The organism is Polynucleobacter sp. TSB-Sco08W16, from assembly GCF_018687455.1.
Lineage (GTDB): Bacteria > Pseudomonadota > Gammaproteobacteria > Burkholderiales > Burkholderiaceae > Polynucleobacter.
This window is the reverse complement of the sequence record NZ_CP061291.1, coordinates 1,604,570-1,630,676: the sequence shown is the minus strand read 5'-3', so window position 1 is coordinate 1,630,676 and position 26,107 is coordinate 1,604,570. Positions and strand designations below refer to the sequence as shown.

The 26,107-nt window shown below is 45.6% G+C and carries 23 protein-coding genes; 11 read left to right on the top strand and 12 right to left on the bottom strand.

Annotation, left to right across the window (positions count from 1 at the left end):
• Positions 1–17 precede the first annotated feature (17 nt).
• From fba to FD961_RS08100, 5 genes are read left to right on the top strand one after another with little or no spacing between them, the layout of a single operon-like run.
• The gene (gene fba / locus FD961_RS08120) at positions 18–1,082 is read left to right on the top strand and encodes a class II fructose-bisphosphate aldolase (RefSeq protein ID WP_215393410.1); all 1,065 of its coding nucleotides are present in this window, start codon (positions 18–20) and stop codon (positions 1,080–1,082) included.
• A gap of 7 nt (positions 1,083–1,089) precedes the next feature.
• Positions 1,090–1,986 carry a phosphoribosylaminoimidazolesuccinocarboxamide synthase gene (locus FD961_RS08115; RefSeq protein WP_215393409.1) on the top strand — a complete coding sequence of 299 codons (897 nt, stop codon included), beginning with the start codon at positions 1,090–1,092 and terminating at the stop codon, positions 1,984–1,986.
• 51 nt (positions 1,987–2,037) lie between these two features.
• Positions 2,038–2,532, top strand: coding sequence for a 5-(carboxyamino)imidazole ribonucleotide mutase (gene purE, locus FD961_RS08110; protein ID WP_215393408.1), 495 nt, complete (start codon positions 2,038–2,040; stop codon positions 2,530–2,532).
• 4 nt (positions 2,533–2,536) lie between these two features.
• Positions 2,537–3,721: a 5-(carboxyamino)imidazole ribonucleotide synthase gene (locus tag FD961_RS08105; protein WP_215393407.1), complete on the top strand. Its 1,185-nt coding sequence runs from the start codon at positions 2,537–2,539 to the stop codon at positions 3,719–3,721.
• A gap of 2 nt (positions 3,722–3,723) precedes the next feature.
• On the top strand, positions 3,724–4,812 hold the full coding sequence (locus FD961_RS08100) for an L-threonylcarbamoyladenylate synthase (protein WP_215393406.1): 1,089 nt from the start codon (positions 3,724–3,726) through the stop codon (positions 4,810–4,812).
• Here FD961_RS08100 and dacB read toward each other — a convergent pair.
• Genes dacB through FD961_RS08080 form a run of 4 tightly spaced genes read right to left on the bottom strand, consistent with a single transcriptional unit; the run spans position 4,758 to position 10,231 of the window.
• Entirely contained in the window at positions 4,758–6,290 is a 1,533-nt protein-coding gene (gene dacB, locus FD961_RS08095) for a D-alanyl-D-alanine carboxypeptidase/D-alanyl-D-alanine-endopeptidase (RefSeq protein WP_215393405.1), read from the bottom strand. The genes FD961_RS08100 and dacB overlap by 55 nt on opposite strands.
• A 47-nt stretch (positions 6,291–6,337) precedes the next feature.
• Positions 6,338–8,746, bottom strand: coding sequence for an ATP-binding protein (locus FD961_RS08090; protein ID WP_251371256.1), 2,409 nt, complete (start codon positions 8,744–8,746; stop codon positions 6,338–6,340).
• A gap of 19 nt (positions 8,747–8,765) precedes the next feature.
• Positions 8,766–9,389: a response regulator transcription factor gene (locus FD961_RS08085; protein WP_071466116.1), complete on the bottom strand. Its 624-nt coding sequence runs from the start codon at positions 9,387–9,389 to the stop codon at positions 8,766–8,768.
• Positions 9,389–10,231, bottom strand: a complete 843-nt coding sequence (locus FD961_RS08080) for a diguanylate phosphodiesterase (protein ID WP_215393403.1) — start codon at positions 10,229–10,231, stop codon at positions 9,389–9,391. Before FD961_RS08080 ends, FD961_RS08085 begins: the two co-directional genes overlap by 1 nt.
• A gap of 315 nt (positions 10,232–10,546) precedes the next feature.
• Here FD961_RS08080 and FD961_RS08075 point away from each other — a divergent pair, with 315 nt between their 5' ends.
• From FD961_RS08075 to oxlT, 3 genes are all read left to right on the top strand, one after another.
• Positions 10,547–10,837, top strand: coding sequence for a co-chaperone GroES (locus FD961_RS08075; RefSeq protein WP_071466095.1), 291 nt, complete (start codon positions 10,547–10,549; stop codon positions 10,835–10,837).
• A gap of 28 nt (positions 10,838–10,865) precedes the next feature.
• Positions 10,866–12,518 (top strand): chaperonin GroEL, encoded by a 1,653-nt coding sequence (groL, locus tag FD961_RS08070; protein ID WP_071466094.1) that lies wholly within the window; start codon positions 10,866–10,868, stop codon positions 12,516–12,518.
• 216 nt (positions 12,519–12,734) lie between these two features.
• A complete protein-coding gene (gene oxlT / locus FD961_RS08065) occupies positions 12,735–13,979 on the top strand; it encodes an oxalate/formate MFS antiporter (protein WP_215393402.1) in 1,245 nt (414 codons plus the stop codon).
• An 86-nt stretch (positions 13,980–14,065) separates the two neighbouring features.
• On the opposite strand, the gene FD961_RS08060 is transcribed toward oxlT, so the two are convergent.
• From FD961_RS08060 to FD961_RS08045, 4 genes are all read right to left on the bottom strand, one after another.
• Positions 14,066–15,043 (bottom strand): tripartite tricarboxylate transporter substrate binding protein, encoded by a 978-nt coding sequence (locus tag FD961_RS08060; RefSeq protein WP_215393401.1) that lies wholly within the window; start codon positions 15,041–15,043, stop codon positions 14,066–14,068.
• A 112-nt stretch (positions 15,044–15,155) separates the two neighbouring features.
• On the bottom strand, positions 15,156–16,523 hold the full coding sequence (locus tag FD961_RS08055; protein WP_215393400.1) for an NAD(P)(+) transhydrogenase (Re/Si-specific) subunit beta: 1,368 nt from the start codon (positions 16,521–16,523) through the stop codon (positions 15,156–15,158).
• A gap of 29 nt (positions 16,524–16,552) precedes the next feature.
• Positions 16,553–16,894, bottom strand: a complete 342-nt coding sequence (locus FD961_RS08050; protein WP_071466091.1) for a proton-translocating transhydrogenase family protein — start codon at positions 16,892–16,894, stop codon at positions 16,553–16,555.
• 26 nt (positions 16,895–16,920) lie between these two features.
• A complete protein-coding gene (locus FD961_RS08045) occupies positions 16,921–18,051 on the bottom strand; it encodes a Re/Si-specific NAD(P)(+) transhydrogenase subunit alpha (RefSeq protein WP_215393399.1) in 1,131 nt (376 codons plus the stop codon).
• A gap of 175 nt (positions 18,052–18,226) precedes the next feature.
• Between FD961_RS08045 and mnmA the strand changes: the two genes are divergently transcribed.
• The gene (gene mnmA / locus FD961_RS08040; protein WP_215393398.1) at positions 18,227–19,339 is read left to right on the top strand and encodes a tRNA 2-thiouridine(34) synthase MnmA; all 1,113 of its coding nucleotides are present in this window, start codon (positions 18,227–18,229) and stop codon (positions 19,337–19,339) included.
• Between the two features lie 13 nt (positions 19,340–19,352).
• Here mnmA and FD961_RS08035 read toward each other — a convergent pair whose 3' ends face one another.
• The gene (locus FD961_RS08035) at positions 19,353–19,967 is read right to left on the bottom strand and encodes a glutathione S-transferase (protein WP_215393397.1); all 615 of its coding nucleotides are present in this window, start codon (positions 19,965–19,967) and stop codon (positions 19,353–19,355) included.
• Positions 19,968–20,062: 95 nt separating this feature from the next.
• Between FD961_RS08035 and purB the strand changes: the two genes are divergently transcribed.
• Entirely contained in the window at positions 20,063–21,442 is a 1,380-nt protein-coding gene (purB, locus tag FD961_RS08030) for an adenylosuccinate lyase (RefSeq protein WP_215393396.1), read from the top strand.
• Positions 21,439–22,800 carry a 3-deoxy-D-manno-octulosonic acid transferase gene (locus FD961_RS08025; RefSeq protein WP_215393395.1) on the top strand — a complete coding sequence of 454 codons (1,362 nt, stop codon included), beginning with the start codon at positions 21,439–21,441 and terminating at the stop codon, positions 22,798–22,800. Before purB ends, FD961_RS08025 begins: the two co-directional genes overlap by 4 nt.
• A 13-nt stretch (positions 22,801–22,813) precedes the next feature.
• Here FD961_RS08025 and secF read toward each other — a convergent pair whose 3' ends face one another.
• The 3 genes from secF to yajC are packed head-to-tail and all read right to left on the bottom strand — an operon-like array spanning position 22,814 to position 26,003.
• Positions 22,814–23,788 (bottom strand): protein translocase subunit SecF, encoded by a 975-nt coding sequence (gene secF / locus FD961_RS08020; RefSeq protein ID WP_071466085.1) that lies wholly within the window; start codon positions 23,786–23,788, stop codon positions 22,814–22,816.
• A gap of 3 nt (positions 23,789–23,791) precedes the next feature.
• Positions 23,792–25,651: a protein translocase subunit SecD gene (gene secD, locus FD961_RS08015; RefSeq protein WP_215393394.1), complete on the bottom strand. Its 1,860-nt coding sequence runs from the start codon at positions 25,649–25,651 to the stop codon at positions 23,792–23,794.
• Positions 25,652–25,676: 25 nt separating this feature from the next.
• On the bottom strand, positions 25,677–26,003 hold the full coding sequence (gene yajC, locus FD961_RS08010; RefSeq protein ID WP_071466083.1) for a preprotein translocase subunit YajC: 327 nt from the start codon (positions 26,001–26,003) through the stop codon (positions 25,677–25,679).
• Positions 26,004–26,107: the final 104 nt, after the last annotated feature.

Below are 26,107 nucleotides of genomic sequence, written 5' to 3'. Positions count from 1 at the left end.
CATATTAAGAAAACATTATGGCTTTAGTATCTTTAAGACAACTCTTGGATCATGCGGCTGAAAACGGCTACGGCTTGCCAGCATTTAACGTCAATAACTTAGAGCAAGTTACTGCGATCATGGAGGCTGCTAGTGAGGCAGACTCTCCGGTGATCATGCAAGCATCCGCTGGTGCGCGCAAATATGCTGGCGAAGCATTTTTACGTCATTTGATTTCTGCAGCAGTAGAGGCTTATCCACATATTCCAGTAGTGATGCACCAAGACCACGGGCAAAGCCCAGCAGTCTGCATGGCTGCGATTAAGAGTGGCTTTACGAGCGTGATGATGGATGGCTCTTTGGAGGCTGATGGCAAATCAGTTGCCAGCTATGAGTACAACGTCGATGTATCAAGAGAAGTAGTCAAGTTTTCTCACTCTATTGGAGTTACGGTTGAGGCTGAGCTAGGTGTTCTCGGTTCTTTAGAGACCATGCAAGGTGATAAAGAAGATGGTCATGGTGCTGACGGCAAGATGACGCGTGAACAACTGCTGACTGACGTTGAGCAAGCTGCTGACTTTGTAAAGGCAACACAATGTGATGCTCTGGCAATTGCAATTGGTACCAGCCATGGAGCCTATAAGTTCACCAAAAAGCCTACTGGCGATATTTTGGCAATTGACCGGATTAAAGAAATTCATGCACGTATCCCAAATACACACTTAGTGATGCATGGTTCTTCTAGCGTTCCACAAGAATTGCTTGCTGAGATTCGTCAGTTTGGTGGTGATATGAAAGAAACCTATGGCGTTCCTGTTGAAGAAATTCAAGAGGGCATTAAGAATGGTGTTCGTAAGATCAACATCGATACTGATATTCGTTTGGCAATGACTGGCGCTATCCGCCGATACCTGTTTGAAAACCCAAGCAAGTTTGATCCACGTGATTATTTAAAGCCAGCTCGCGAAGCTGCTAAGAAAGTATGTATCGCACGTTTTCAGGCTTTTGGTTCTGCTGGTCAGGCATCTAAAATCAAACCTATTCCATTAGAAAAAATGGCGGAGCTTTACAAGAGCGGTAAGTTAGCTCAGATCGTGAAGTGATTTAAATATGCCAGCTCTATACGCAACCTCAATTAAGTCATTGCCTTTACTCTCTAAGGGTAAGGTGCGCGATGTCTACGCACTGGGCGATGACAAGCTCCTCATGATTACTACTGATCGCCTTTCTGCATTTGATGTGGTGATGGGCGAGCCCATTCCAGAAAAAGGTATTGTGCTCAATCAAATGGCCAACTTCTGGTTTGACAAGTTAGGCAAGGTCATTCCTAATCATTTGACTGGTATTGATCCTGTAACTGTAGTTAGCGCTGATGAGATTGATCAAGTACAGGGGCGTGCGGTGGTTGCAAAACGCCTGAAGCCAATTTTGGTTGAAGCAGTAGTGCGCGGCTATCTTGCTGGTAGCGGTTGGAAAGACTACAAAGAAACTGGCAAAGTTTGTGGCATTGCATTGCCCGCTGGTTTGGAGAACGCCCAAAAATTACCTGAGCCTATTTTTACTCCTGCCGCTAAAGCTGATGTGGGTGAGCATGATGAAAACATCTCTTTCGATAAAGTCATTGAGTTGATTGGTGAGAAGCTTGCCAATCAAATTCGTGAAGTCAGCATACGTCTGTACAAAGAGGCCTCTGAATATGCCGCAACTCGTGGAATCATTATTGCGGATACCAAGTTCGAGTTCGGCCTAGATGATGCCAATCAATTGGTATTAATGGATGAAATTTTGACGGCAGATTCTTCACGTTTCTGGCCTGCTGAGACCTACTATGTTGGCTCAAATCCACCGTCCTATGACAAGCAATTTGTCCGTGATTGGTTAGAAACTGCCCAGGTAAATGGTAAGTTGTGGCCAAAGACTGCTCCTGCACCAAAATTACCATCTGATGTCATCGAAAAGACGGCCCAAAAGTATCGTGAAGCCCTAACCCGTTTAACTCAGGGATAATAGAGTCCTTAATAGTTAGTAAGTGAATATTTAGGGCATTTGGAGAGCTAGATGAGCAAGAAGCCAATAGTCGGAATAGTGATGGGTTCCAATTCAGATTGGGACACTATGCAGCACGCTGCTCAGATGCTCGAGCAATTTGGTATTGCCCATGAGGCAAAAGTACTTTCCGCCCATCGGATGCCTGACGATATGTTCCAGTATGCAGAGAATGCCCAAGCAAATGGCCTGCAAGCCATCATTGCTGGTGCTGGAGGTGCTGCTCATTTACCAGGCATGCTTGCCTCTAAAACAATCGTTCCCATTTACGGGGTTCCTGTCGCTAGTAAATATTTGCGTGGTGAAGATTCTTTGTATTCCATTGTGCAAATGCCTAAAGGCATTCCAGTAGCTACCTTTGCTATTGGTGAGGCTGGTGCAGCAAATGCTGCTTTACATGTCATCGCGGGTTTAGCGTTGCATGATGCTGATTTAGCAAAGCGCTTAGAAGAGTTTCGCGTGAAGCAATCTGATACTGCACGCTCCATGAATTTGCCGGGATATTAATTACATGGCAGATCGTATGGAACCCATTTTGCCGGGTTCATATTTAGGAATATTGGGTGGTGGCCAATTAGGGCGGATGTTTACTCAGGCTGCGCAAGCTATGGGTTACAAAGTTTGTGTTTTGGATCCAGGCTCTGATAGTCCTGCTGGCTCCATTGCGGAAAAATTTATCCAAGCCGACTACACAGACTCAGCCGCCTTAAAAGAAATGGCTTCTCTCTGTGCATCCGTAAGCACCGAATTTGAGAACGTTCCTGCTCAAGCATTGGATGAATTGGAGTCCTTGGGGGTTTTTGTAGCGCCCCGTAGTAGCTGTGTATCGTTGGCTCAAAATCGTATTGCTGAGAAAAATTTCTTGGCTACCTGGAAATCAGAGACCAATATCGGCCCAGCTCCTAATTTTGTGATTGAGCATGACGCAGATATTGAGCATGTTCCTGCAGAGCTCATTCCCGGAATCCTGAAGACAGCCCGTATGGGGTATGACGGAAAAGGACAGATTACTGTTCATGCTCTCGCCGACCTGTCTGCTGCTTGGGCTGAATTGGGCAAGGTCCCTTGTGTATTAGAAAAGCGTATGGAGCTCGATTTCGAAGTCTCTGCTTTAGTAGTGCGTGGCTATGACGATGCAGTAGTTGCATACCCAGTCTCTCAAAATATTCACCGCGATGGTATTTTGCATACCTCTACAGTGCCTGCACCTTCTCTCAAGCCCGCTCAAGAGAAGAAGATTGTGGATGCTGCTAAAGCACTCATTCGAAAAATTGATTATGTAGGTGTTCTCTGTGTTGAGTTCTTTGTACTCAAGAATGGTGACATCATTGCGAATGAAATTGCACCGCGTCCGCATAATTCCGGTCACTACACAATGGATGCTTGTGTCAGCAGTCAATTTGAGCAGCAAGTCAGAGCAATGGCACGTTTGCCCTTAGGCGACACTCGTCAGTTGGCGCCTGTTTCAATGCTGAACCTATTAGGCGATCTTTGGTTTGAGGGAAGCGAAGATCAAGCAAAAGAGCCTGCGTGGAACAAGGTGCTTGCGCATCCTGATGCAAAGTTACATCTTTACGGAAAATCAGCGCCCCGTATTGGTAGAAAAATGGGCCACATCAATTGTTTAGGTGAAGCCTTAAATGAAGCACGTCAAAATTGTGCAGCTGTTGCTACTGAATTAGGCATCGAGCCCTAGAAATGTCCACCGACAGTACGCCACTGCAATCTTCTGCGGTGATCAATGAAGCAGTTCAAAGCTTACGGGATGGTGGCTTAGTCGCTTTTCCTACTGAGACGGTTTATGGCTTAGGTGCTGATGCCAGAAATCCCGAAGCCATTAAAAAGATTTTTATAACCAAGGGTCGACCCTCCAATCATCCACTGATCGTGCATATTGCTGCTCCAGATAAATTCGATCAAGCGCAAGTCGATTGGGTATCAGTCTTGGCTCCTTGGGTGAGAGATCTTTCTGAAGATGCGCTCAAGCTCATTCATGCATTTTGGCCAGGCCCGTTGACACTAGTCTTTAAGAAAGATAAAAGTGTCTTGGCTGACCTTACTGGCGGTCAAGATACTGTGGCGATCCGTGCGCCAGCACATCCACTTGCACAAGAGTTATTACGTAAATTTAAAGGTGGTGTAGTTGCCCCCTCTGCCAATCGTTTCGGCAAAGTATCCCCAACTAGTGCTGCAGATGTACGGAATGAGTTTGAGGGTGAGCTCGGTCTCATGGTATTAGATGGTGGCGATTGTGAAGTGGGCATTGAATCGACCATCATTGATTTATCCGGCGGTGATCACGCTATCTTGCTGCGTCCTGGATTAATTACGCCGAAAGAGATTTTGGCCAAAACTGGAATTAAGGTCTATCAAGCGGGCGAAGAGATTAAAGAAGGTAATAGCTTACCTAGGGTATCGGGAAGCTTGAAGGCGCACTATGCACCAAGCACTCCATTGCGCTTATATTCTCCGGGGCGAGTATTGGATGCACTGAGTGAGTTTCCAGATATTAAATCTCGCGTTGCTGTAGTGGTGTGGGACTCAGAATCTTCCTTGGTTCTGGAAGATCACCCATCTATTGATGCGGAGGAAGTCATTGTCTCTAGTGATGCCGCTATTTTTGCTAGCCGCCTCTATCGGAATCTTAGAGATTTGGATGAGCAGGGCTGGGATTTGATTTTGTTCCCAGAGCCTCCAACTGGGGAGGAGTGGGATGGCGTGCGAGACCGACTTCAGCGCGCAAGTTTTGGCTCTGGACCATCTTCGAGTAGCCACGATAGTAATTGATCGTGAGCATCTAAGCCCTTCCAGGCGTTTGGATGATTAATAAAAGAAGTAACTGCATACATCTTTCCAGATTTGCTAATGACGTAGCCCGATATTGCACGGACATCTGCAAGTGATCCGGTTTTAATTCTGGCTTCAGGCTTTTTCTGAAGATGTAAAAACTTACGTAACTGAGTCATCAGACGATTACGCATTGTCCCGTCAACTCCGGCAATTGGTAGGCTGTTATAAAAAACCTCTGCAACTGGTAAGTTGCGGGCAGTCAATAAAAGTTGATTCATCTGCCCTGTAGAAATGGCTTCATTACGTGAGAGACCAGAGCCATTCTCAATTACTAAGCCTGAAAAGATTAAACCGTTTTTACTGAGCCAATCTTTTATTACTAAGTCACCATTAGCAGTTGTGGCTGGTTTACCCATTTTTTCTAGAGCTAGTGTTAACAGCAGTTGGCGGGCCATCACATTATTGGAGTACTTATTAATATCCTGTACGTCATCACCAAGAGTGATGCCCTCATATTGCAAAAGTAATCTTGCCGAAAGGGGTGCGGCACCATCTTTACCAATAGGAGCTTGAGCCCAAGTGCCGCCCGACAGTTCCCATGCCGCTGCAAAGCCTTGTGTGAGGAAGGTATTGGCATCGAGTGCCACTACGTTGTAAGTGACACCTTTACAAGCGCTTGGGAAGGCGCCGGAGAATTGCACTGTGAGCGCTTGATCTGTGCTGCTCACAATTTCAGGGTCTAATTTGAAGCGAATATTACTTTTCCAGTTATCACAGGGTCGCTCTGCTAACTGCATTTGATTATCGACTTTAAGTTGCGAGAGGGCGGGTGTGTAGCTGATGTCAATAAAATCAGCCGTCTTGGATTTCCCCAATTGAAATGAGAGTGTTCTGAATGCATACAGCAAGGGATCTGGCGAGACGTTATAAGCGCGTAGCGATTCACCATCAATCGTAGTAGGCTCCATGACGCTCTGAGCATAGGCGCTGCGATCAAAAAACAGATTACCATCAATTTTCTGAATACCAAGACCTTGCAAGTCTTTCATCAGCTTGGCAAATTCTTCAGGAATGAGTTTGGGATCTCCGCTACCTTGAAGATAAAGATTACCTTTGAGTATTCCTTGGCGAATGACACCATCAGTATAGATTTTGGTGCGCCAACGATACTTTGGGCCTAGGATATCTAGTCCTGCGATGGTTGTCAGGAGTTTCATTGTGGAGGCTGGATTCATAGCCTCTTGAGCACGCCAGCCCAAAATATTTTTGGAAAGCTGCTTACCAGGTTTTCCTGGTTCAATTTCCATTACGGAAATACTGATCGAATCGAGCGGTATTTGATTGCGCTCTAAGCTGTTTTTGATGGACGCAGGAATGGGGCCTTCCTGAGCTACGGCTGCATTCATCATGCAATGGCTAGCAATCCAAAGAATTACTAAAAACAGGCGGAGTGAATAGTTTGGGATAGCTTTCATTCACCATAGGATAAACCCACGGAGTCAGAAAACAAATCTTCCTAGATTTAAAAAGTGGTGTGCATCCTTTGGTAGCGTTCGATAACCAGATTCTGCTCTTCTAGTAAATGCTGAAAAGAGGCAATCTTGATATGAAAATCTTGTTCTTTTTCGATAGATTCGCATGATTGAATAAATTGCTTGGCATTCAGTAATTGAGCCCCTCCTTTCACCTTATGAATCATGCCGGATATAGCATGGAAATCCATGGGCATGGTGGTGATAGCACTGAGTATTTCATCATGCACTTTTTTAATTTCATCAAGGATGACTAGGATCTGCTTTGGGTCATCTTTTAATAAGGCAGAGAATGCATCAAAGGAGTAAGTCTCTTCAGGGTTGGATTGAGCACTTACTTCTTGAGAGTCAAAATAGCGCGTAAGTTCATTTTCAAGGCTCATGAGGCTGAGTGGCTTAATGAGTACCCCATTCATACCCGCTGCCAAGAACTGGTGGCGAGAGTCTAGGGCATAGATATCGGCTGTCACTCCAATAATGATGAGCTCACTAAATCCTATACTTCGTATTTTCTGGGCCAGCTGAGAGCCCTGCATGCCTGGAATGGATTGATCTGTGATTAAGAGGTCAAAGTGCTTTTCATTGACTATTTTCAGCGCGGTAGTTGCGTTATCGCATACAGAAACACGTATCCCTAGGGCTTCAAGCTGCAAGGAAATGATTTGACGACTAGCGGGATGGTCTTCTACCACTAAGGCACAAAGAGATTGATTCCTTGCTTGGGGATTTCGAGAAATAAGCTGTCTTGAGACGGTTTTTGTATTTTCAGAGAGCGCACTTCTGGATGCGGCAATACTGGTTCGGGGAAATGCTACACAGAAATGAATATTGCTTCCAAAACCTGGCGCACTTTCAAAATAGAGCTGACTATTCATGGAGGTGACAAGATGATTGGTAATGGTTAAACCAAGACCTGTACCATTCTCTTGTTCGCTATTACCAGGTAGTTGCTCAAATGCTTGCAGGGCAAGATGAATTTGGTCTGCGCCCATGCCAACACCGGTATCAATTACCCGAAACTCAATCAGTTGACCCGCATGGTCATCAGCTAAAACGCTAATCGAGAAATAAATCTCTCCATGTTCGGTAAATTTAATCGCATTACTAATGAGGTTCTGTAAGATCTGACGCAAGCGTAGGGCATCGATCATGAGGACCTGTGCAATGCGGGGATCTTTCGAGGTGTGCAGGATCAGATTCTGTTTATGCGCTACTGCTGAAAATGCAGAATCAATGTCATCGATAAGGCTGATCAAGCAGCAGGGCTCTAGATTCAAGGTGAGCTTGCCTGCTTCAATCTTTGATAGATCTAATACTTGATTCAGAATGCCTAAAAGCGATTCGGCTGAGGTATGAGCGCTTTTTAGTAAAGACTTTTCGTGCGCTGGAAATTGCTGGCTATTGAGTAGTAACTCTTGGACCCCCAGAATGGCATTCATAGGCGTACGAATTTCATGGCTCATGGTTGCTAAGAAAGAAGACTTCGCTGCATTAGCCTTTTCGGCCAATTCCTTAGAGGAGAGGAGTGCCGCGGCTTCTTGTTCTTGTAATAACTGTTTATTGCGCATCCGCCAAATTAAGATGATGCCGGCAGTGAATATCAAGAGAGTGGATAACCAGGGGAGTACTTTTAGGTGAGGTTTACTTGGTTCGGCATGGCCATGCGCAAAAGCAAAGAGTTGACGTGACTCGATGGGGTCAAGGCTTTCTAGAAAACGGTCAAGCACTTGATGGAGTGGTTCGTCTTCATGTGAAATTAGCCAGCGATAGGCAAAAGGCTCTCGGTTGTAGAGACCATCAACTTGTAGATCTGAATCTTTCAGCTCTTGAATCAGTTGGTGGGCTAGTCGAATGGGGAGAACTAACGCTTCAATCTCGTTTTTTAAAAGCTTGGCAATGAGTTCATCCGTTTTGCTTGAGACGCTAGTTTGTAAAGTATTGATTGAAGGAGGATTTTCATAGCCTCGATCAAAGTGAGCAATATTTGTAGAAGAAATGGCATCGCTTACCAGCGTGTGTTTTGTGATAACTGCATCTTGCCCCCAGAAGATGGCCTCTGATAAGGATCCAAAGCGAAGATAATCATCATTTGTAGGCGGTGGATCAATGATGAAGTCGACCTCACCGTTAGCTAATTGCCTCAAACCTTCTTGCTCTGATTTTCTCCACTTGGGGCGAAATTCTTGCTGAGTAAATCCGCTTAGTCTTTCTAAGAGGTGATGAAAAATACCTGCACCCCTCTCGTCTTCTGAGGTATTGAGATAGGGTGCATATTTCTCATGAATGCTGAAATGAACAATAGGGTGAGCATCAATCCATCGCTGTTCTTGGGCGCTCGGTGTCACAGCATGTAATGCACCGCTACATAGGGCGCTTAAAAGAACAATGTTACGAATCATGAATCGACGCATACGATTTTTAGTTCTCGATGATGTTATTCATTCTGCAGAACAGGATTAGATCCGCAATATTGTTAATTCCCAGCTTGTCAAAGACCCTTGTCTTGTAAGTAGCCACTGTTTTATTGCTGATGTGGAGCATGTCTGAAATTTGTTGATTGGTGTTGCCTTTACCAAGGTATTTCATGACCTGTAGTTCACGATCTGAGATCAGAGCCAATTTGTCGTTATCAGTTAAAGAGGTATTACCATTTTTGCCATGAGTAAAGAAGTTATAACCCTGAGAGATGGCTACGCACGCAGCCAGAATCACATCAGCTCCTGCTGTTTTATTAACAAAGCCATGACCCCCTAAAGAGCGAACCCTGCCACCATAGACGGCTTCATCCATGCTGGACAAAATCAGCATACGAACATCCGGATACATCAGGCCGATTCGACGAATGACATCAAAGCCATCGGTCTTGGGCATATCTAAATCCAGGATGACCATGCTTGGATTGACCTCCTTGATAGATCTTAGACATTCCTCGCCATTCTGAGCTTGCCCTACTACTTCAAATAACAATTGGTCTTGCAACATACTTTTTAGAGCCATCAGCATTGCTGGATGGTCATCTACCAACATCACGCGTTTTCTCATTACTTGTCTCCATTTGGGTTTAGTTGTTGATGAGGGTGCAGCGAAAAAATGGCTTTTGCAATTCGGCTATCGTTGATCTGTAGCATTTGATGACGGTTTAAGGGTGACATCATCAGTCCGCCATAGCAGTGATCAATCTGCCAATGAGAGACGTTCTCTAAGTCTTTCACTAGCGCAACATTGCTGGCATAAATTTGCGTAGATGAATAGGGTGAACGTCTAATCTTTGCAAGTACATCATGCGAAATTGCTTGTGCGCGAAGCTGACGCATATCCAAATGTATGCCTTCCATTTGCATTTCTTCAGTCCAACGCAGCTCTTCTGCTTTGCCAGTGAAATTCATTAAGTGGAGTAAGACCCCCAGTCTTCGCATCCGGAGTAAGCCTTCTTTGCAGGCATCTACGTTCTCGGTTTCTGGTAAGGATTGAATGCCTAGAGCTACGAGACCTACCGGTAGTCGAGAATTGAGAATGAGGTCGCTTAATGCATCCACATAGCCGCTAGATGCAATCACATGAGTTGGGATTGGCAAAATGCCGGGTATGAAACGGCCACTGCGATACCAGTAGGAAATCGTATCTAGGCCTTCCATGAATAGGCGCAGTAATTGCATATCCGAGATATCGAGTAATGGTCTAAATAAAGAGCCGGTCAGTTTTGTCCCCTTACAGTTAAAAATGGGTTCATGACTAATCGCTTGTCGCTTGGACCAGGATTGGTGTTCTTCAAGGGCTTGGCTACTTAAGCCAAGCCAAGGTTCGCCACAGGCGTCGCGTACTTCTTGGAAGGGTTTGTTCTTCCATGCCTTTACAAGCGTGTACAGCCGGGATTTCGGGCTCATCAGCATTCTCCAATCGGTGACTGTCCAGTCTAGGCAGGACGGATTGGAGCGGTAAGGGCTTTGGGCTTATTTATCTGTAGGAATCTTCCTACCAGCCTGTCCCCAGTATAGGGAGGGGTTAAATCCTTAAAGAATTTATGGTGATCGACCCTTGAAATGTCGGGATCCGGACCTATATAATCAGCACTCCCTACATGCGAGTGCTAAAACTGATTGTTTTTAAGCAATTTTGGCTTAGCTTCCATGTGAGAGATTATAAAGCACTGATTTATATAGATTTTTAATTAGTTAACACTTACTAACATAGGAGAAGAGATGAATTTGCGTCCTTTACATGATCGCGTAATCATCAAGCGTTTGGATCAAGAATCAAAAACTGCATCTGGAATCATCATTCCTGACGCTGCTGCAGAAAAGCCTGATCAAGGCGAAGTATTGGCAGTTGGTCCAGGCAAGCGTGATGATGCAGGCAAGCTCAATGCGCTTGATGTCAAAGTAGGCGATCGCGTCTTATTTGGCAAATATGCTGGTCAAACCGTTAAGGTCGACGGCGACGAACTCATCGTGATGCGTGAAGACGACATCATGGCTGTTGTACAGAAGTAATTTCGGTATTTAAGAGAGGAATTTAATCATGGCAGCAAAAGACGTTGTATTTGGAGATAACGCTCGCACCAAGATGGTCGAGGGTGTCAATATTCTTGCGAACGCAGTTAAAACAACTTTAGGACCAAAAGGTCGTAACGTTGTTATCGAGCGTTCATTCGGCGGCCCAACTATCACTAAAGATGGTGTGTCCGTAGCAAAAGAAATCGAACTCAAAGATAAGCTTCAAAACATGGGCGCTCAGATGGTGAAGGAAGTTGCTTCCAAAACTGCTGATATCGCTGGTGACGGTACAACTACCGCTACTGTTTTGGCGCAGTCAATTGTTCGTGAAGGCATGAAATATGTTGTTTCAGGCCACAACCCAATGGACTTGAAGCGCGGTATTGATAAGGCAGTTACAGCTGCAATTGCAGAGCTCGCAAAAATCAGCAAGCCTTGCACCACGACCAAAGAAATCGCCCAAGTAGGTTCTATTTCTGCAAACAGCGATCACAGCATTGGTCAACGCATTGCAGAAGCAATGGAAAAAGTAGGCAAAGAAGGTGTTATCACTGTTGAAGATGGTAAATCTTTAGAAGACGAGCTAGAAGTAGTTGAAGGTATGCAGTTTGATCGCGGTTACCTCTCTCCATATTTCATCAATCAACCTGAGAAACAAGTGGCTGTATTAGAGAGCCCATACGTACTCTTGTTCGACAAGAAGATCGCTAACATCCGTGATTTACTCCCGGTACTCGAGCAAGTTGCTAAGTCTGGCCGTCCATTGCTGATCATTGCTGAAGATGTTGAAGGTGAAGCCTTGGCAACTTTGGTTGTAAACAACATTCGCGGCATCATTAAAACTTGTGCTGTTAAGGCTCCTGGTTTTGGCGATCGTCGTAAAGCGATGTTAGAAGATATTGCTATCTTGACTGGCGGCACTGTTATCGCTGAAGAAATTGGCCTCACACTTGAGAAAACAACTCTTGAGCACTTGGGTCAGGCGAAGCGTATCGAAGTAGGCAAAGAAAACACCATCATCATTGACGGTGCTGGCGATGCTAAGGCGATCGAAGCGCGCGTGAAGAACATTCGTGTTCAGATCGAAGAAGCTACTAGCGACTACGACAAAGAAAAATTGCAAGAGCGCGTTGCCAAGTTGGCAGGCGGTGTTGCAGTGATTCGAGTTGGTGCTGCTACTGAAGTAGAGATGAAAGAGAAGAAAGCCCGCGTTGATGATGCATTGCACGCTACGCGTGCTGCTGTGGAAGAAGGTATTGTTCCTGGCGGTGGCGTAGCTTTGATTCGTGCTATGCAAGGTATCAAGGGCTTAAAAGGCGATAACGCTGATCAAGATGCTGGTATCAGCATCGTGTTGCGCGCTATGCAAGAGCCTCTACGTACTATCGTTAGCAACGCTGGTGAAGACGCTGGTGTGGTTGTGAATGCCGTGCAAGAGAGCAAGGGTAATAACGGTTACAACGCAGCTACCGGTGAATATGGCGACCTCGTTGCACAAGGTGTGATCGATCCAACTAAGGTAACAAAGACTGCATTGGTAAATGCAGCCTCTGTCGCTGGCTTATTGTTGACTACTGATTGCGCAATCTCTGAAGCACCAAAAGATGATTCTGCTGGTGGCGGTATGCCTGATATGGGCGGTATGGGCGGCATGGGTGGAATGGGCGGCATGATGTAACTGCTGTAACCCTTTCATCGGCAACTTAGCCGTAGAAGTAAAAACGCCTGGTTCAAAAGACCGGGCGTTTTTTTATGCACTACTTGCTGAATGCGCCTATGATTCAAAAAGAAGCATGGTGCACCAAGCTGGAGCAATTGCCAGTGGAAACCCGTAGTGAATCCATAAAATGAATCAATCGAATTTAAATTGGTTTTAATCATTAGGAGATAAACAATGAGTGAGAGTACGAACCCTTTGAAGTCAAAGTGGGTCCAGCTGGCTTTAGGTGTCATCTGCATGATGTCCATCTCGAGCCCGCAGTATGTATGGGCTTTGCTTACTAAACCCATTATGGGCCAGCTAGGCGTCACCTTAACTGAGCTACAAGTTACATTCTCCATCTTGATTGTGCTGCAAACATTTTTCTCCCCATTCCAGGGTTACTTGGTAGAAAAATTTGGGCCAAGACTATTACTCTCCATTGGCACTGCGTTGACTGGATTGAGTTGGGTGTTGTCTGCAAATATGACTTCAGTTTCTAGCCTTTACATCACCTATGGTGTATTGGGTGGCTTGGGTACCGGCATTGTTTATATCGGTGTTGTTGGTTTGATGGTGCGTTGGTTCCCGAATAATCGTGGTTTTGCAGTAGGAATGGTGGCCGCAGGTTACGGAATTGGCGCTCTACTAACAACCTTCCCAATTTCTACCAGCTTGGCTGAGACAGGTCTACAAGGAACATTAACCTTCTTTGGTTATGTTATTGGCGTAGTTGGTTTGCTCGCAGCCCAAGGGATTCGTGTGCCACATTCAGGCATTACTCAAGCAGCTGGCCAGCTCGAAGTTGCAGCTTCAGGAGTAGCGCCAAAAACAATGTTGAAGACACCCGTTTTTTGGCTCATGTTTTTGATGATGTCCATGATGTCAACATCTGGCCTGATGGTAATTTCTCAAATGGGTGCCTTTGCTAAGGACTTTGGTATTACTGGTGCCATGGTGTTTGGTATGGCAGCACTACCATTGGCATTGACAATTGATCGTGTAACCAATGGTCTAACTCGACCTTTCTTTGGTTGGATTTCTGACAGGCTTGGTCGTGAGTACACGATGACAATCGCCTTTGGTCTTGAGGCTATTGCGATGTTCATCTGGATTTCTACCCGCTCAGATCCAGTATTGTTTGTGCTGATGTCTGGTGTTGTGTTCTTTGGTTGGGGTGAGATTTTCTCCTTATTCCCATCTACTTTGACTGATACCTTTGGTTCGAAGCATGCCACTACCAACTATGGCTTTTTGTACATGGCGCAGGGCGTAGGTTCTATTATTGGTGCACCAGTAGCAGCCTATATTCATGGCGTTGCTGATAGTTGGATCCCAGTATTTGGCATCATGATTGCCCTCGATGCTACTGCTGCGTTATTAGCTTTCTTTGTATTACGTCCAATGCGCGCTAAATATATGAAGGCTCAAGCGGCGTAATTTGGATGTAGTGGTTTCAGAGCAAAATAAAAAGGCTGCTTCGGCAGCCTTTTTGCATCGAGGTTCCCCATAGCTATCTTCGTGAATCAGTCAGGCTGAATGCCGCCATCCTTAATAACTTTTTTCATCTTCACCAATCCTTGCGCAATCATTTCTTTTAAATGATCTGGGCCAAGTGGCACAAATTCAAATCCTTGCTGAATGAGTTGTTCACGTAACTTAGGATCTTTTAATGTGATTGCTAATGATTCATTGATCTTATCGATAATTGCTGGAGAGGTGCCCTTAGGGGCTAGGAGTGCGCCCCAGGTTGAGAACTCATAGCCTTTGACGCTTTCATTGATGGTTGGCGTGTTTGGTAGCAATGGAGAGCGCGTTTTACTTGCAACCCCCAATACTTTTAGCTTGCCAGCCCGAATATGCGGAAGCACTACAGATAAGGCGCTAATCATGACTGGTACTTGACCAGCCATAACATCGGTGACTGCCGCTGCAGCGCCGCGGTAGGGAATATGAACGATTGGGGCACCGGTGTACTGGCGAAAGATTTCCATACCAATATGCTGTGGTGAGCCATTGCCGCCAGAGGCGTAATCAATCTTGCCAGGCTTTTCTTTTGCGATTCGGACTAAATCTGCTGCGGTATTGCCAGGAAAAGATGGGTTCGCGACCAGCACAAAGGTAATTGCGGCCACTTCTGAAATGGGTGAAAAACTTTGTATGGGATCGTAGTCAATCTTTTTGTATAGATTGGGAAGCATAGTGAGGATGCTGTCATTAAATGCACCCAAGACATAACCATCTGCAGGACTCTGCGCAATCTTGGCTGCACCAATGATCCCGGCCCCGCCTGGAATATTTTCAATAGTGATAGCTTGACCTAAGCTCTCGCCCATCTTTTGTGCAATAGGCCGCATCAAAATATCGACACCGCTACCTGCCTGCAAAGGCATGATGGTTTGAATAGTGCGATTTGGGTAATTAGTTTGAGCGCTAACTGAATTTACTGAAAGTAGATTGGAAAGTAATAAAGCTAAGGTAAGAAAGAATGGCTTGGTTTGCATTTTGTCTCGATATTCATTTTGATTGAGCATTCTAGGGATGCCTCTTTGCTATATCTTAGCTCAATAAAAAACCGCCCGTAGGCGGTTTTTTGAAGAGACCAAATCTTGGCTACTATTCGATCGACTTCACCATGTCTTCTACGACCTTCTTGGCATCGCCGAAGACCATCATGGTTTTATCCATGTAGAACAGTTCATTATCCAGACCTGCATAGCCAGCTGCCATTGAGCGTTTGTTAACGATGATGGTTTTAGCTTTGAAGGCCTCCAAAATTGGCATACCGAAAATAGGGCTTCCAGGTGTACGTGCTGCAGGGTTCACCACGTCATTAGCACCCAAGATCAACACTACGTCAGCCTGACCAAAGTCGCTGTTGATATCTTCCATCTCAAATACTTGATCATATGGAACTTCAGCTTCAGCCAAGAGAACGTTCATATGACCAGGCATACGACCAGCAACTGGATGAATCGCATATTTCACGGTAACACCATGATGGGTTAACTTTTCTGTTAATTCTTTTAAGGCGTGTTGAGCACGAGCAACCGCAAGACCATAGCCTGGAACAATGATGACAGTGTCCGCATTTTCCATGAGAAATGCTGCATCTTCAGGTGAACCTGTTTTGTAATTCTTCGGGCTGCCATCATCGCCACCGGCAGCAGCAGATTCAGCGCCAAAGCCGCCAAGCAATACTGCAAGGATGGAACGATTCATTGCCTTACACATAATGTAAGACAGAATTGCGCCTGATGAGCCCACACAAGCACCAGCAATAATCAACACTGGATTGTTTAAAGTAAAGCCGATACCTGCTGCAGCCCAACCAGAGTAGCTATTTAGCATTGATACAACCACTGGCATATCAGCACCGCCAATAGGAATGATCAAGGTAATGCCGAGTACTAATGCAATAGCGCACATTGCTAAGAAGGCAGCATGGCTATCAACCATGTAGTAAGCAATACCAGCGCCAATCATAGAAACAGCCAATATTAAATTGAGCAAATGTTGACCAGAAAAGCTAACTGGCTTACCACTCACTTTGCCTGATAGCTTGCCAAAAGCAATAACTGAAGCGGTAAACGTAATTGCACCAATGAATGCACCGATGAAGAGTTCGATCTTCTGTGCACCGGTATGGTCGTGTGCAGTATTAAATACAGCTGCGATTGCGATCAATACGGCTGACAAGCCAACGAAAGAGTGCATCAAAGCAACCAGCTCTGGCATCTTAGTCATCTGCACACGTTTAGCTGCAAGCGTTCCGATAATTGCGCCACCTACAACAGCGGCAGCAATTAATGAGACTGCTGGCTTGAAATCAGGAATGAAGAAGGTGGTGATGACGGCGAGTAACATACCAATCATGCCAAAGGTATTGCCTTGGCGTGAGGTAGTTGGTGAAGACAAGCCACGCAAAGCGAGGATGAACAACACCGAAGAAATCAGATAAGAAATAGCAGTTATGTTTGACATTATTTTGGTCTCTAAAAGTCTTGTTCTATTTATTTAGCAGCATCGGCCGCATTTGCCTTAGGCGCTTTTTTCTTAAACATCTCTAGCATGCGACGGGTAACCATAAAGCCACCAAAAATATTGATTGAGGCCAAGAAAACGGCAACCGCACCAATGATGCTGGTGAGGGTGATTTCATCGCCACCAATGACTTCAGTCTGCAAGAGGGCGCCAACAATGATGATTCCAGAAATAGCGTTAGTAACCGCCATCAGAGGAGTATGCAGAGCAGGGGTTACGTTCCAAACAACGTGGTAACCAACAAAAATAGCCAATACAAACACGGTGATGTTTTGGACTGTGAGGATACTTTGAAAAGCAGCGAGATCCATGATGTTTCCTTAGTATGAATGTTCTATTAGTTTTTGCGGACAGCTTGGCCGTCACGACACATTAAGCAAGCAGTAACGATGTCGTCATCACTTGGGATAACTAACTTCGCTTCTTTATCGATGATTAACTTCATGAAGTCGAGTAAGTTGCGCGCATAAAGTGCGGATGCATCAGCAGCTACCATGCTGGCTAAATTGGTGTAGCCAACAATCTTAACGCCATTTACATCAACGACTTTGTCAGCTTGCGTTAAAGGACAGTTGCCTGATCCGTTGTCGCCTTTACCAGCTGCCAAGTCAATCACAATAGAGCCAGGCTTCATATTGGCAACAGTGTCGCTATGCAAAAGAACTGGTGGCTTGCGACCAGGGATCAGCGCGGTAGTAATGACGATATCTGCTTGTTGAGCGCGCTCAGCAACTAAAGCTGCTTGACGCTTCATCCAGGCTTCTGGCATTGGGCGCGCATAACCTCCAACGCCTTGAGCGATTTCGCGCTCTTCATCTGTTTCGTAAGGCACATCAACAAACTTGGCACCCAAAGATTCAATTTGTTCTTTTGCAGCAGGACGTACATCGGATGCCTCGATCACGGCGCCCAAACGTTTGGCTGTAGCAATTGCTTGTAAGCCTGCAACACCGGCACCAAGAATTAGTACACGAGCCGCCTTAACAGTTCCTGCAGCCGTCATTAACATTGGCATGAAACGTTGATATTCATTTGCAGCAACCATCACCGCTTTGTAACCAGCGATGTTTGCTTGAGATGACAAGACATCCATGCTTTGTGCACGAGTGGTGCGAGGTGCAGCCTCTAAAGAGAAGCTAGTAACGCCTTGTGCGGCCATGGCAGCAATGTTGTCGTTATCAAACGGGTCGAGCATGCCAATGAGCACACTGCCAGATTTAATCTGTTTGAGTTCTGCTGCTTCAGGCGCACGCACTTTGAGAACGATCTCAGCACCAAAGGCATCAGCAGCGCTGCCGATAGAAGCCCCTACGGCCTCAAAAGCGGAATCTGGTTGGCTAGCTTGTACGCCAGCACCTTTTTGGATGACAACGGTGTGGCCTTGGCCAATCAGTTTTTTAACGGTTTCTGGTGTGGCAGCTACTCGAGTTTCCCCAGGCCTGGTTTCCAGTGGCACTCCTATGCGCATGGCATGTCTCCAAAAGCAAAATTTATAAAGAATCTATTTTAGTTAATTGGGTCAAAATCTGCCCACTTACTTGCGTCTAAGTCCAGAACATCGTTTTTGCCTAAATTTCTGTCAAAACAGACTAAGACTTCTACAATGTGATCTGTCAGCTTATATTGAATTTTCGCATTTTTTGATGATCCACCTCAATTCTTCAGCAATCCCACCTACAAATCCCAAGAAAGTCGTTATTGGCATGTCTGGAGGGGTGGATTCGTCGGTTGCCGCCTGGATGCTTAAAGAGCAGGGTTATGAAGTTGTAGGCCTTTTTATGAAGAACTGGGAAGATGACGATAACGATGAGTATTGCTCGGCCCGTCAAGATTGGCTAGATGTGGTTTCAGTAGCCGATTTGATCGGAATTGATGTGGAGGCCGTGAATTTCGCTGCTGAATATCGTGAGCGTGTATTTGCTGAATTTTTACGCGAATACGCCGCAGGGCGAACCCCTAATCCAGATGTGCTTTGTAACGCTGAAATTAAATTCAAAGCTTTTTTAGATCACGCCATGAGCTTGGGTGCAGATGCGATCGCAACAGGTCACTATGCGCGAGTACGCCATGAGGGTGGCAGAGTCCAATTATTGAAAGCATTGGATGCCAGTAAAGATCAGAGTTATTTTTTGCATCGCTTAACTCAACAACAGCTAGCGAATGTTTTATTTCCTTTGGGTGAGATCCCAAAAACAGAAGTGCGAACCATTGCAGAAAAAATTGGCTTACATAACGCTAAGAAAAAAGATAGCACCGGAATCTGCTTCATCGGCGAGCGCCCGTTTAGAGAATTCTTAAATCGTTATTTACCTTGTGTTCCAGGACCAATTAAAACGCCCGAAGGAAAAGTAGTCGGCGAGCATATGGGCCTGGCATTTTTTACTCTTGGGCAGCGTAAGGGCATTGGTCTGGGTGGTAGCCAAGATGGTAATGGCGATGCATGGTATGTGGCTCGGAAAGATGTTACTAACAACACCTTATACGTAGTACAGGGCCACGAACACCCATGGCTATTGGCTAACAGGCTCGAGGCTATTGATGCTAGTTGGGTTGCTGGTGAAGCGCCAGCCCCCGGAAATTATTCCGCTAAGACGCGTTATCGCCAAGCAGATTCAGCTTGTGTGCTGAATGCAGGCGATGATCTGTTGAGTTTTGGTTTAAATTTTCCAGATGCACAGTGGGCAGTAACACCTGGCCAATCTGCCGTCTTATACGATGGTGATATTTGCTTAGGCGGTGGAATTATTTCCGCCTAAACCAAAAAACAGATTACGCCTTGGGCGGCTCAGTTTCAATAAATGAAGATCGCTGCAATAATTTCTCATAGAGACGATCCAAATTTGGATATTGCGCTTGCCATTTGATATTTGGGAAGCGGAATAATAAATATCCTAGAGCGCATCCAACGGAAATATCAGCCAAAGTCATTTGATTGCTATGGCACCAAGCATTTCCACCCAGTAGCTCAGACATTTGACGTAGTGAGTTTTGAATCTTCTCTGTTTGACGGTCAACCCAAGCAGAGCTTCTCTGGTCTTCTGGTTTCCAAGTCATCTCCAGGCGAGCCAAAATACTGGCATCTAAAACGCCATCAGCCAAGGCCTCCCAGGTTTTTACTGTAGCCCGCTCCCGGTTATCGGCAGGAATGAGTTTGCTTACAGGGCTGAGGGCATCTGCGTATTCAGCGATGACACGAGAGTCGTAAATAGCCTCTCCATCGTCCAAAATCAGGCAAGGAACCTTCCCCAGGGGGTTAGATTGGGTAATTTTGGTGTCTGCGGCCCATACATTGTCTATTTCGAGGTCAACATCAACCTTTTTTTCCAGAAAAACAATGCGTACTTTGCGTACGTAGGGGCTAGTGAGGGATCCGATAAGTTTCATAGGGCACAGTATAGCTATCTAGATTGGGGTTTGCCTAAGCCTAGAACGCATTAAAATCAGGTTTTATTGACATATTCAATGTAAAGGCAATATTCGTGAGTCAGCCGCTTTCTACCCTCAACGCCCTTTCTCCTCTAGACGGCCGCTATGCTGGCAAGTTGGATGCCTTACGCCCTTGGCTGTCTGAGGCTGCTTTTATGCGCCAGCGTGTCTTTGTAGAAATCCATTGGCTTTTGGCCTTAGCTTCCGCAGGTCTGCCGGATGTACCAAAGATTAATGCTGCAGATGAGACTTTTTTACTTTCATTGCCAGAAAATTTTTCTGATGCCGATGCGCAACGTATTAAAGACATCGAGGCAGTCACCAATCATGATGTAAAAGCCGTTGAATATTTTTTAAAAGAGAAAGTAGCGGGTCGTCCTGATTTATTAAAAGCGAGTGAGTTCATTCACTTTGCCTGTACCTCTGAAGACATTAACAACACATCGCATGGATTGATGTTGCGTGGTGCACGCGATGAAGTACTCTTGCCACAACTTCGAAAAATCCTTTCTGTGCTAACTGATTTGGCAATTGAGCACGCTAAGGTGCCCTTGCTCTCTCGCACACATGGTCAACCAGCTTCCCCGAGCACCTTGGGTAAAGAGATTGCCAATATTGCTAAACGTTTAGAGCGTGCGATTGAATCCATTGCGGCAGCGCCATTACTTGGCAAGATGAATGGTGCAGTAGGTAACTACAATGCACACTTGTCTGCCTACCCTGATTTTGATTGGGAAAATTTCTCCAAAAGTGTCGTTGAGAAGCGTCTTGGTCTCACTTTTAACCCATACACAATTCAGATCGAGCCGCACGATGGTATGGCACAACTCTTTGATGCAATTGCGCGCGCCAATACGATTCTCTTGGATATGGATCGTGACTTCTGGGCCTATATTTCAGTGGGCTACTTTAAGCAGCGCACTAAGGCTGGTGAGATTGGGTCTTCCACTATGCCGCATAAAGTCAATCCAATTGATTTTGAAAACTCCGAAGGAAACTTGGGGGTTGCTAACGCCTTGCTACGTCACTTAGCAGAAAAATTACCGATCTCTCGGTGGCAGCGCGACTTAACTGACTCCACCGTCTTGCGCAACCTTGGCCCTGCTTTTGGCCATAGCGTATTAGCTTATGACAGCGCTCTACGTGGTCTAAGTAAGCTAGAAGTCAATCATGCTGCTATCGCTGCTGATTTAGATGCCTGCTGGGAAGTATTGGCTGAACCAGTACAGACGGTGATGCGTCGATATGGCATCGAGAACCCGTATGAGCAATTGAAAGAATTAACTCGTGGCAAAGGTATCAATCAAGCCGACTTGCAAAACTTTATTCGTGGTTTGAAGATTCCAGAAGATGCAAAAGCCCGTTTGCTTGAAATGACGCCTTCTTCCTACTTAGGTAAGGCGGTTGAATTGACCGAACGCCTCAAAAAGTGAGTGTGAGCTCGAATTCAGAATACGGGGCGCGTCCTCGGTTCTGGTTTGCTGTTTATCAACTGCTATGGCATCTTCTGTTGCCACTAGCTTTTGTGCGTTTAGCTTGGCGTGCACGACACTCCTTTGCCTACCTGCATCACATTCCGGAGCGCCTTGGTTTTGGGTATGACAAACCCAATACCAAAGGGTCAATTTGGATACATGCCGTATCTGTTGGGGAGACTCGTGCAGCTCAGCCCCTGATTGAGGCTTATCTTGCTCGTGGCGAATCTATTCTGTTGACCCACATGACCTTGAATGGCCGTCGAACTGGAAAACAGCTCTTTAGCAAAGCCATAGCAGCCGGGAAAATTCGCCAGGTATATCTGCCTTATGACCTGTGTTGGTGTGTAGGGCATTTTCTAAGAACTTTTAAGCCAAAGTTTGGGCTCTTCATGGAGACCGAAGCCTGGCCAACGGTTGTATTTCGTTGTGCAGAAATTGGTTTGCCTTTGTTCTTAGTCAATGCTCGCTTGTCCGAAAGAAGCGCACGTCGAGTAAATCGTTTCGGTGAAGCTGGGCGTGCATTGTTTCAAGCATTTGCTGGAATATTGGCTCAAACAGAATTTGATTCACAACGCTATCGTAGTCTAGGTGTGAAAAACGTAGTAATCACCGGCAATATGAAGTTTGATGTTCCTTTGGATGCAAATCTAGTTGCTCAAGGAAAAGAGTGGCAAGAACATTTGCATGCAAGTAAACGCCTCATGATATGTGCTGCAAGTACGCGTGACGGTGAGGAAGAAATTATTCTTAAGGCCTGGAAAGATCTATTGCTGTGCAATGCTTTTGAGATACAGCCCTTGCTATGTTTGGTTCCGCGTCACCCTGAGCGTTTTGACGAGGTGGCTAATCAGATTCATACTGCTGGTTTGAAATTCCGTCGCCGCTCTGAATGGGCTGGTTTGCCAAAAGATAGCGTAGACCTAGATGTCATCTTGGGCGACTCAATGGGTGAGATGCCGCTGTACTACAGCGCATCAAATCTAGTGGTGATGGGCGGTAGCTTATTACCCTTTGGCGGCCAGAACTTAATTGAAGCTTGTGCTGCAGGTTGCCCCGTCTTGCTCGGTGAGCACACTTATAACTTCCAGCAAGCCGCCTTAGATGCAATTGCAATCGGCGCTGCTAAGCGCATCAAAGGTGAGCTGCTAGTGGGCGAAACGATTGCTTTGACAGAATCTTTGAAGGGAATGCTCTTAAATACTTCTGAGCTTACTAAGATGGGCGAAGCTGCTAAGACCTACACCATTGAACATCAAGGGGCAACTAAACGAATCTTAGCTGCCCTTGATCAAGAAATGCTCGCCTTAAGCTGATCCAGACAAAGGCTTAAACCCTCGCTCCGAAATTTGGATCATCATTGCGAGCATTGTCATCAGGCTTTTTATCACCCTTCACTAAATCTTCGCGAGTAACTCCTAGCCACATTGCTAGGGCTGCAGCCACGAAGACTGAAGAGTAAATACCAAATAAGATGCCGATAGTCAGCGCTAAGGCAAAGTAGAAGAGCGTTGGGCCACCAAAGATCAGCATTGCAAGAACCATCATTTCGGTACTGCCGTGGGTAATGACAGTTCGGCTGATGGTACTGGTGATCGCATTATCAATAATCTCGCGCGTATTCATCTTGCGATATTTGCGGAAGTTTTCTCGAATACGGTCAAAGATCACCACTGACTCGTTTACGGAGTAGCCCAGAACTGCTAAAACGGCTGCCAAAACAGAGAGTGAGAACTCCCAATGGAAAAAAGCGAAGAAGCCAAGAATAATCACGACGTCATGTAAGTTCGCAATGATGCCGGCAAGGGCAAACTTCCACTCAAAGCGGAAAGAGAGGTAGAGCACGATGCCGATGATCACAAAGATCAGCGCCTTTAGACCATCAATCGCTAATTCTTGACCGACTTGTGGCCCCACGAACTCAACGCGCTGTAGTTTGACGCCAGAAGTGGCTGGGTCAAGCGCTTGCATGACGGCATTGCTTTGGTCGGCAGATGAAATCAACTTACCTTCAGCGTCTTTTTGCAAAGGCAGGCGAATCATTACGTCGCGTGAGCTACCAAAGTTCTGAATTTGGGTATCCGCATAGCCGAGTTTTTCAACTTTGCTACGAATTGACTCCAGTGGTGCAGTTTGAGGATAGGTAACCTCCATCACTGTACCGCCTGTAAATTCAATCGAAAGATGCAGGCCGTTATGCCAAAGGAAGAAGACTGCAGCTAAGAAGGTAATTAAGGAAATGGCATTGAGCACCAATGCATGGCGCATAAATGGAATATCTTTTTTGATTCTAAAAAATTCCATGACTTATTTCTCCTGTGGACGCCAAACTTGGCCGATCGCGAGTTTTTGAATCTTCTTGTGTCTACCGTACCAAAGATTGACTAGACCACGTGAGAAGAAGACGGCCGAGAACATGGAGGTCAAAATACCCAAGCAGTGAACTACCGCAAAGCCTTTGATAGGGCCAGAGCCGAAAGCCAAGAGCGCAAGACCAGCGATCAAAGTAGTGACGTTGGAATCCAAAATAGTTGCCCAGGCTTTATCAAAACCAACTGAAATGGCAGTCTGTGGTGAGGAACCATTGCGAAGCTCTTCACGAATACGCTCGTTAATCAAGACGTTAGAGTCAATCGCCATACCCAATGCCAATGCCATCGCAGCAATGCCTGGTAGCGTAAGGGTTGCCTGCAGCATCGATAAGACAGAAATGAGTAGTAATAGGTTCACAGCCAATGCGACCACAGAGAAGGTGCCAAACAATAAGTAATAGGCAACCATGAAGATAGAAATCGCAGCAAAACCAATTAAAAGAGACTTAAAGCCTTTTTCAATATTCTCGGCGCCCAAGCTCGGTCCAATCGTACGTTCTTCGATAATTTCCATTGGGGCAGCTAGCGAGCCAGCGCGCAGCAAGAGGGCCAAGTCGTTTGCACTCTCGGTAGTGGGTTGACCAGTAATTTGAAACTTAGACCCAAATTCACCTTGAATCGTGGCAATGGTGAGAACTTCACCTTTACCTTTTTCAAACAAAATCATGCCCATGGGTTTGCCAATATTTTCACGAGTTACTTCTTGCATCACTCGACCACCAGCTGCGTCCAAGGAGATATTGACTGCAGGGCGTTGGTTTTGATCAAAGCCAGCACTTGCATCAGTGATGCGATCACCACTAAAAATCACTGACTTTTTAAATACGCCTAAACGATTCTCTCCAAAGCGGAAGGTATCCATTCCAGGAGGTGGTGTTTCGCCAATTCCGATTGAGGAGACTAGAGGATCAGCAAGACGGGATTCCAATGTTGCTGTACGACCAATAATATCTTTGGCACGTGCGGTATCTTGTACGCCAGGCAACTGAACAACAATGCGCTCAGCACCCTGTTGTTGAATCACAGGTTCTTTCACTGCTAATTCATTCACGCGCTTGTTCAGAGTGATGATGTTTTGTTTAACAGCGTTATCTTGAATATCCTTTAAAGCCTTAGGCTTAAACTCTCCAGATAACTTCGCAGAGCCACCGCTAGTTTTTACTAACCAAATCAAATCAGGCTGGGAAGTATTTAAGAGGGTACGAGCCACTTCAGCTTCATCGCTGCTACCGAAATTAATGGAGATTGACTCTGGATTGCGATCGATACCTTGATGACGAAGATTCTTATCGCGTAATTGGCTGCGAATATCTGTCGCTAAAGAAGTTACCTTTTTCTGTACGGCGCCTTTCATATCTACTTGTAAAAGGAAGTAGACACCGCCACGCAGATCTAGGCCTAATGGCATTGGTAGGGCATTGATTGCATTTAACCAGCCCGGTGTATTTGATAGCAGGTTTAAGGCGACCGTGTAATTGGGATCATTCTGATCAACGTTCAATTTTTGCTGCAAGAGATCGCGAGCACGTAGTTGAATATCAGTATTGTTAAAGCGAATTTTGATCGAGCCTACATTGCCGGCATTTTCAAAAAATAGGCCGGTGTTGTTAATGTCAGCATCAGCAAGAATTTTTTCAACACGAGATTGTGTCGCCAAATCAACCTTAATGGTTGGTTTGGCGGACGAGACTTGAACCGCTGGAGCCTCACCATAGAAATTGGGTAATGAGTAAAGTCCGCCGATCAGTAAAGCAACGGCGATAACAATATATTTCCAGAGAGGGTAGCGATTCATATCGAGATACTTTTAAACAAACGAATTAAGCAGACTTCAAAGTGCCCTTAGGCAATACTGTAGTGATGGCGCCTTTTTGCAATTGCACTTGTGTGCCGGCAGCAATTTCAACAGTAACTACATCATCTTTCAAAGCGCTTACTTTGCCGAAGATGCCGCCAACAGTCACCACTTCATCGCCAACAGCCAAAGCTGAGAGCATTGCCTTGGTTTCTTTTTGACGCTTCATTTGTGGGCGAATCATGATGAAGTACAGCACTGCAAACATCAAAATTAAAGGTAGGAAGCTCATCAAGCCGCCTGCATCAGAACCCCCGGCTGAAGCCTGGGCAAAAGCGTTACTAATCCACATACAAAACCTCCGTTAATTACCAATTGGAAACTGCTTCATTTTTAGGCTTGAAATAGAAAGCCGTAAACCCGCAATTCTAAACTGTATGGGGCTTTGGAGCTGAT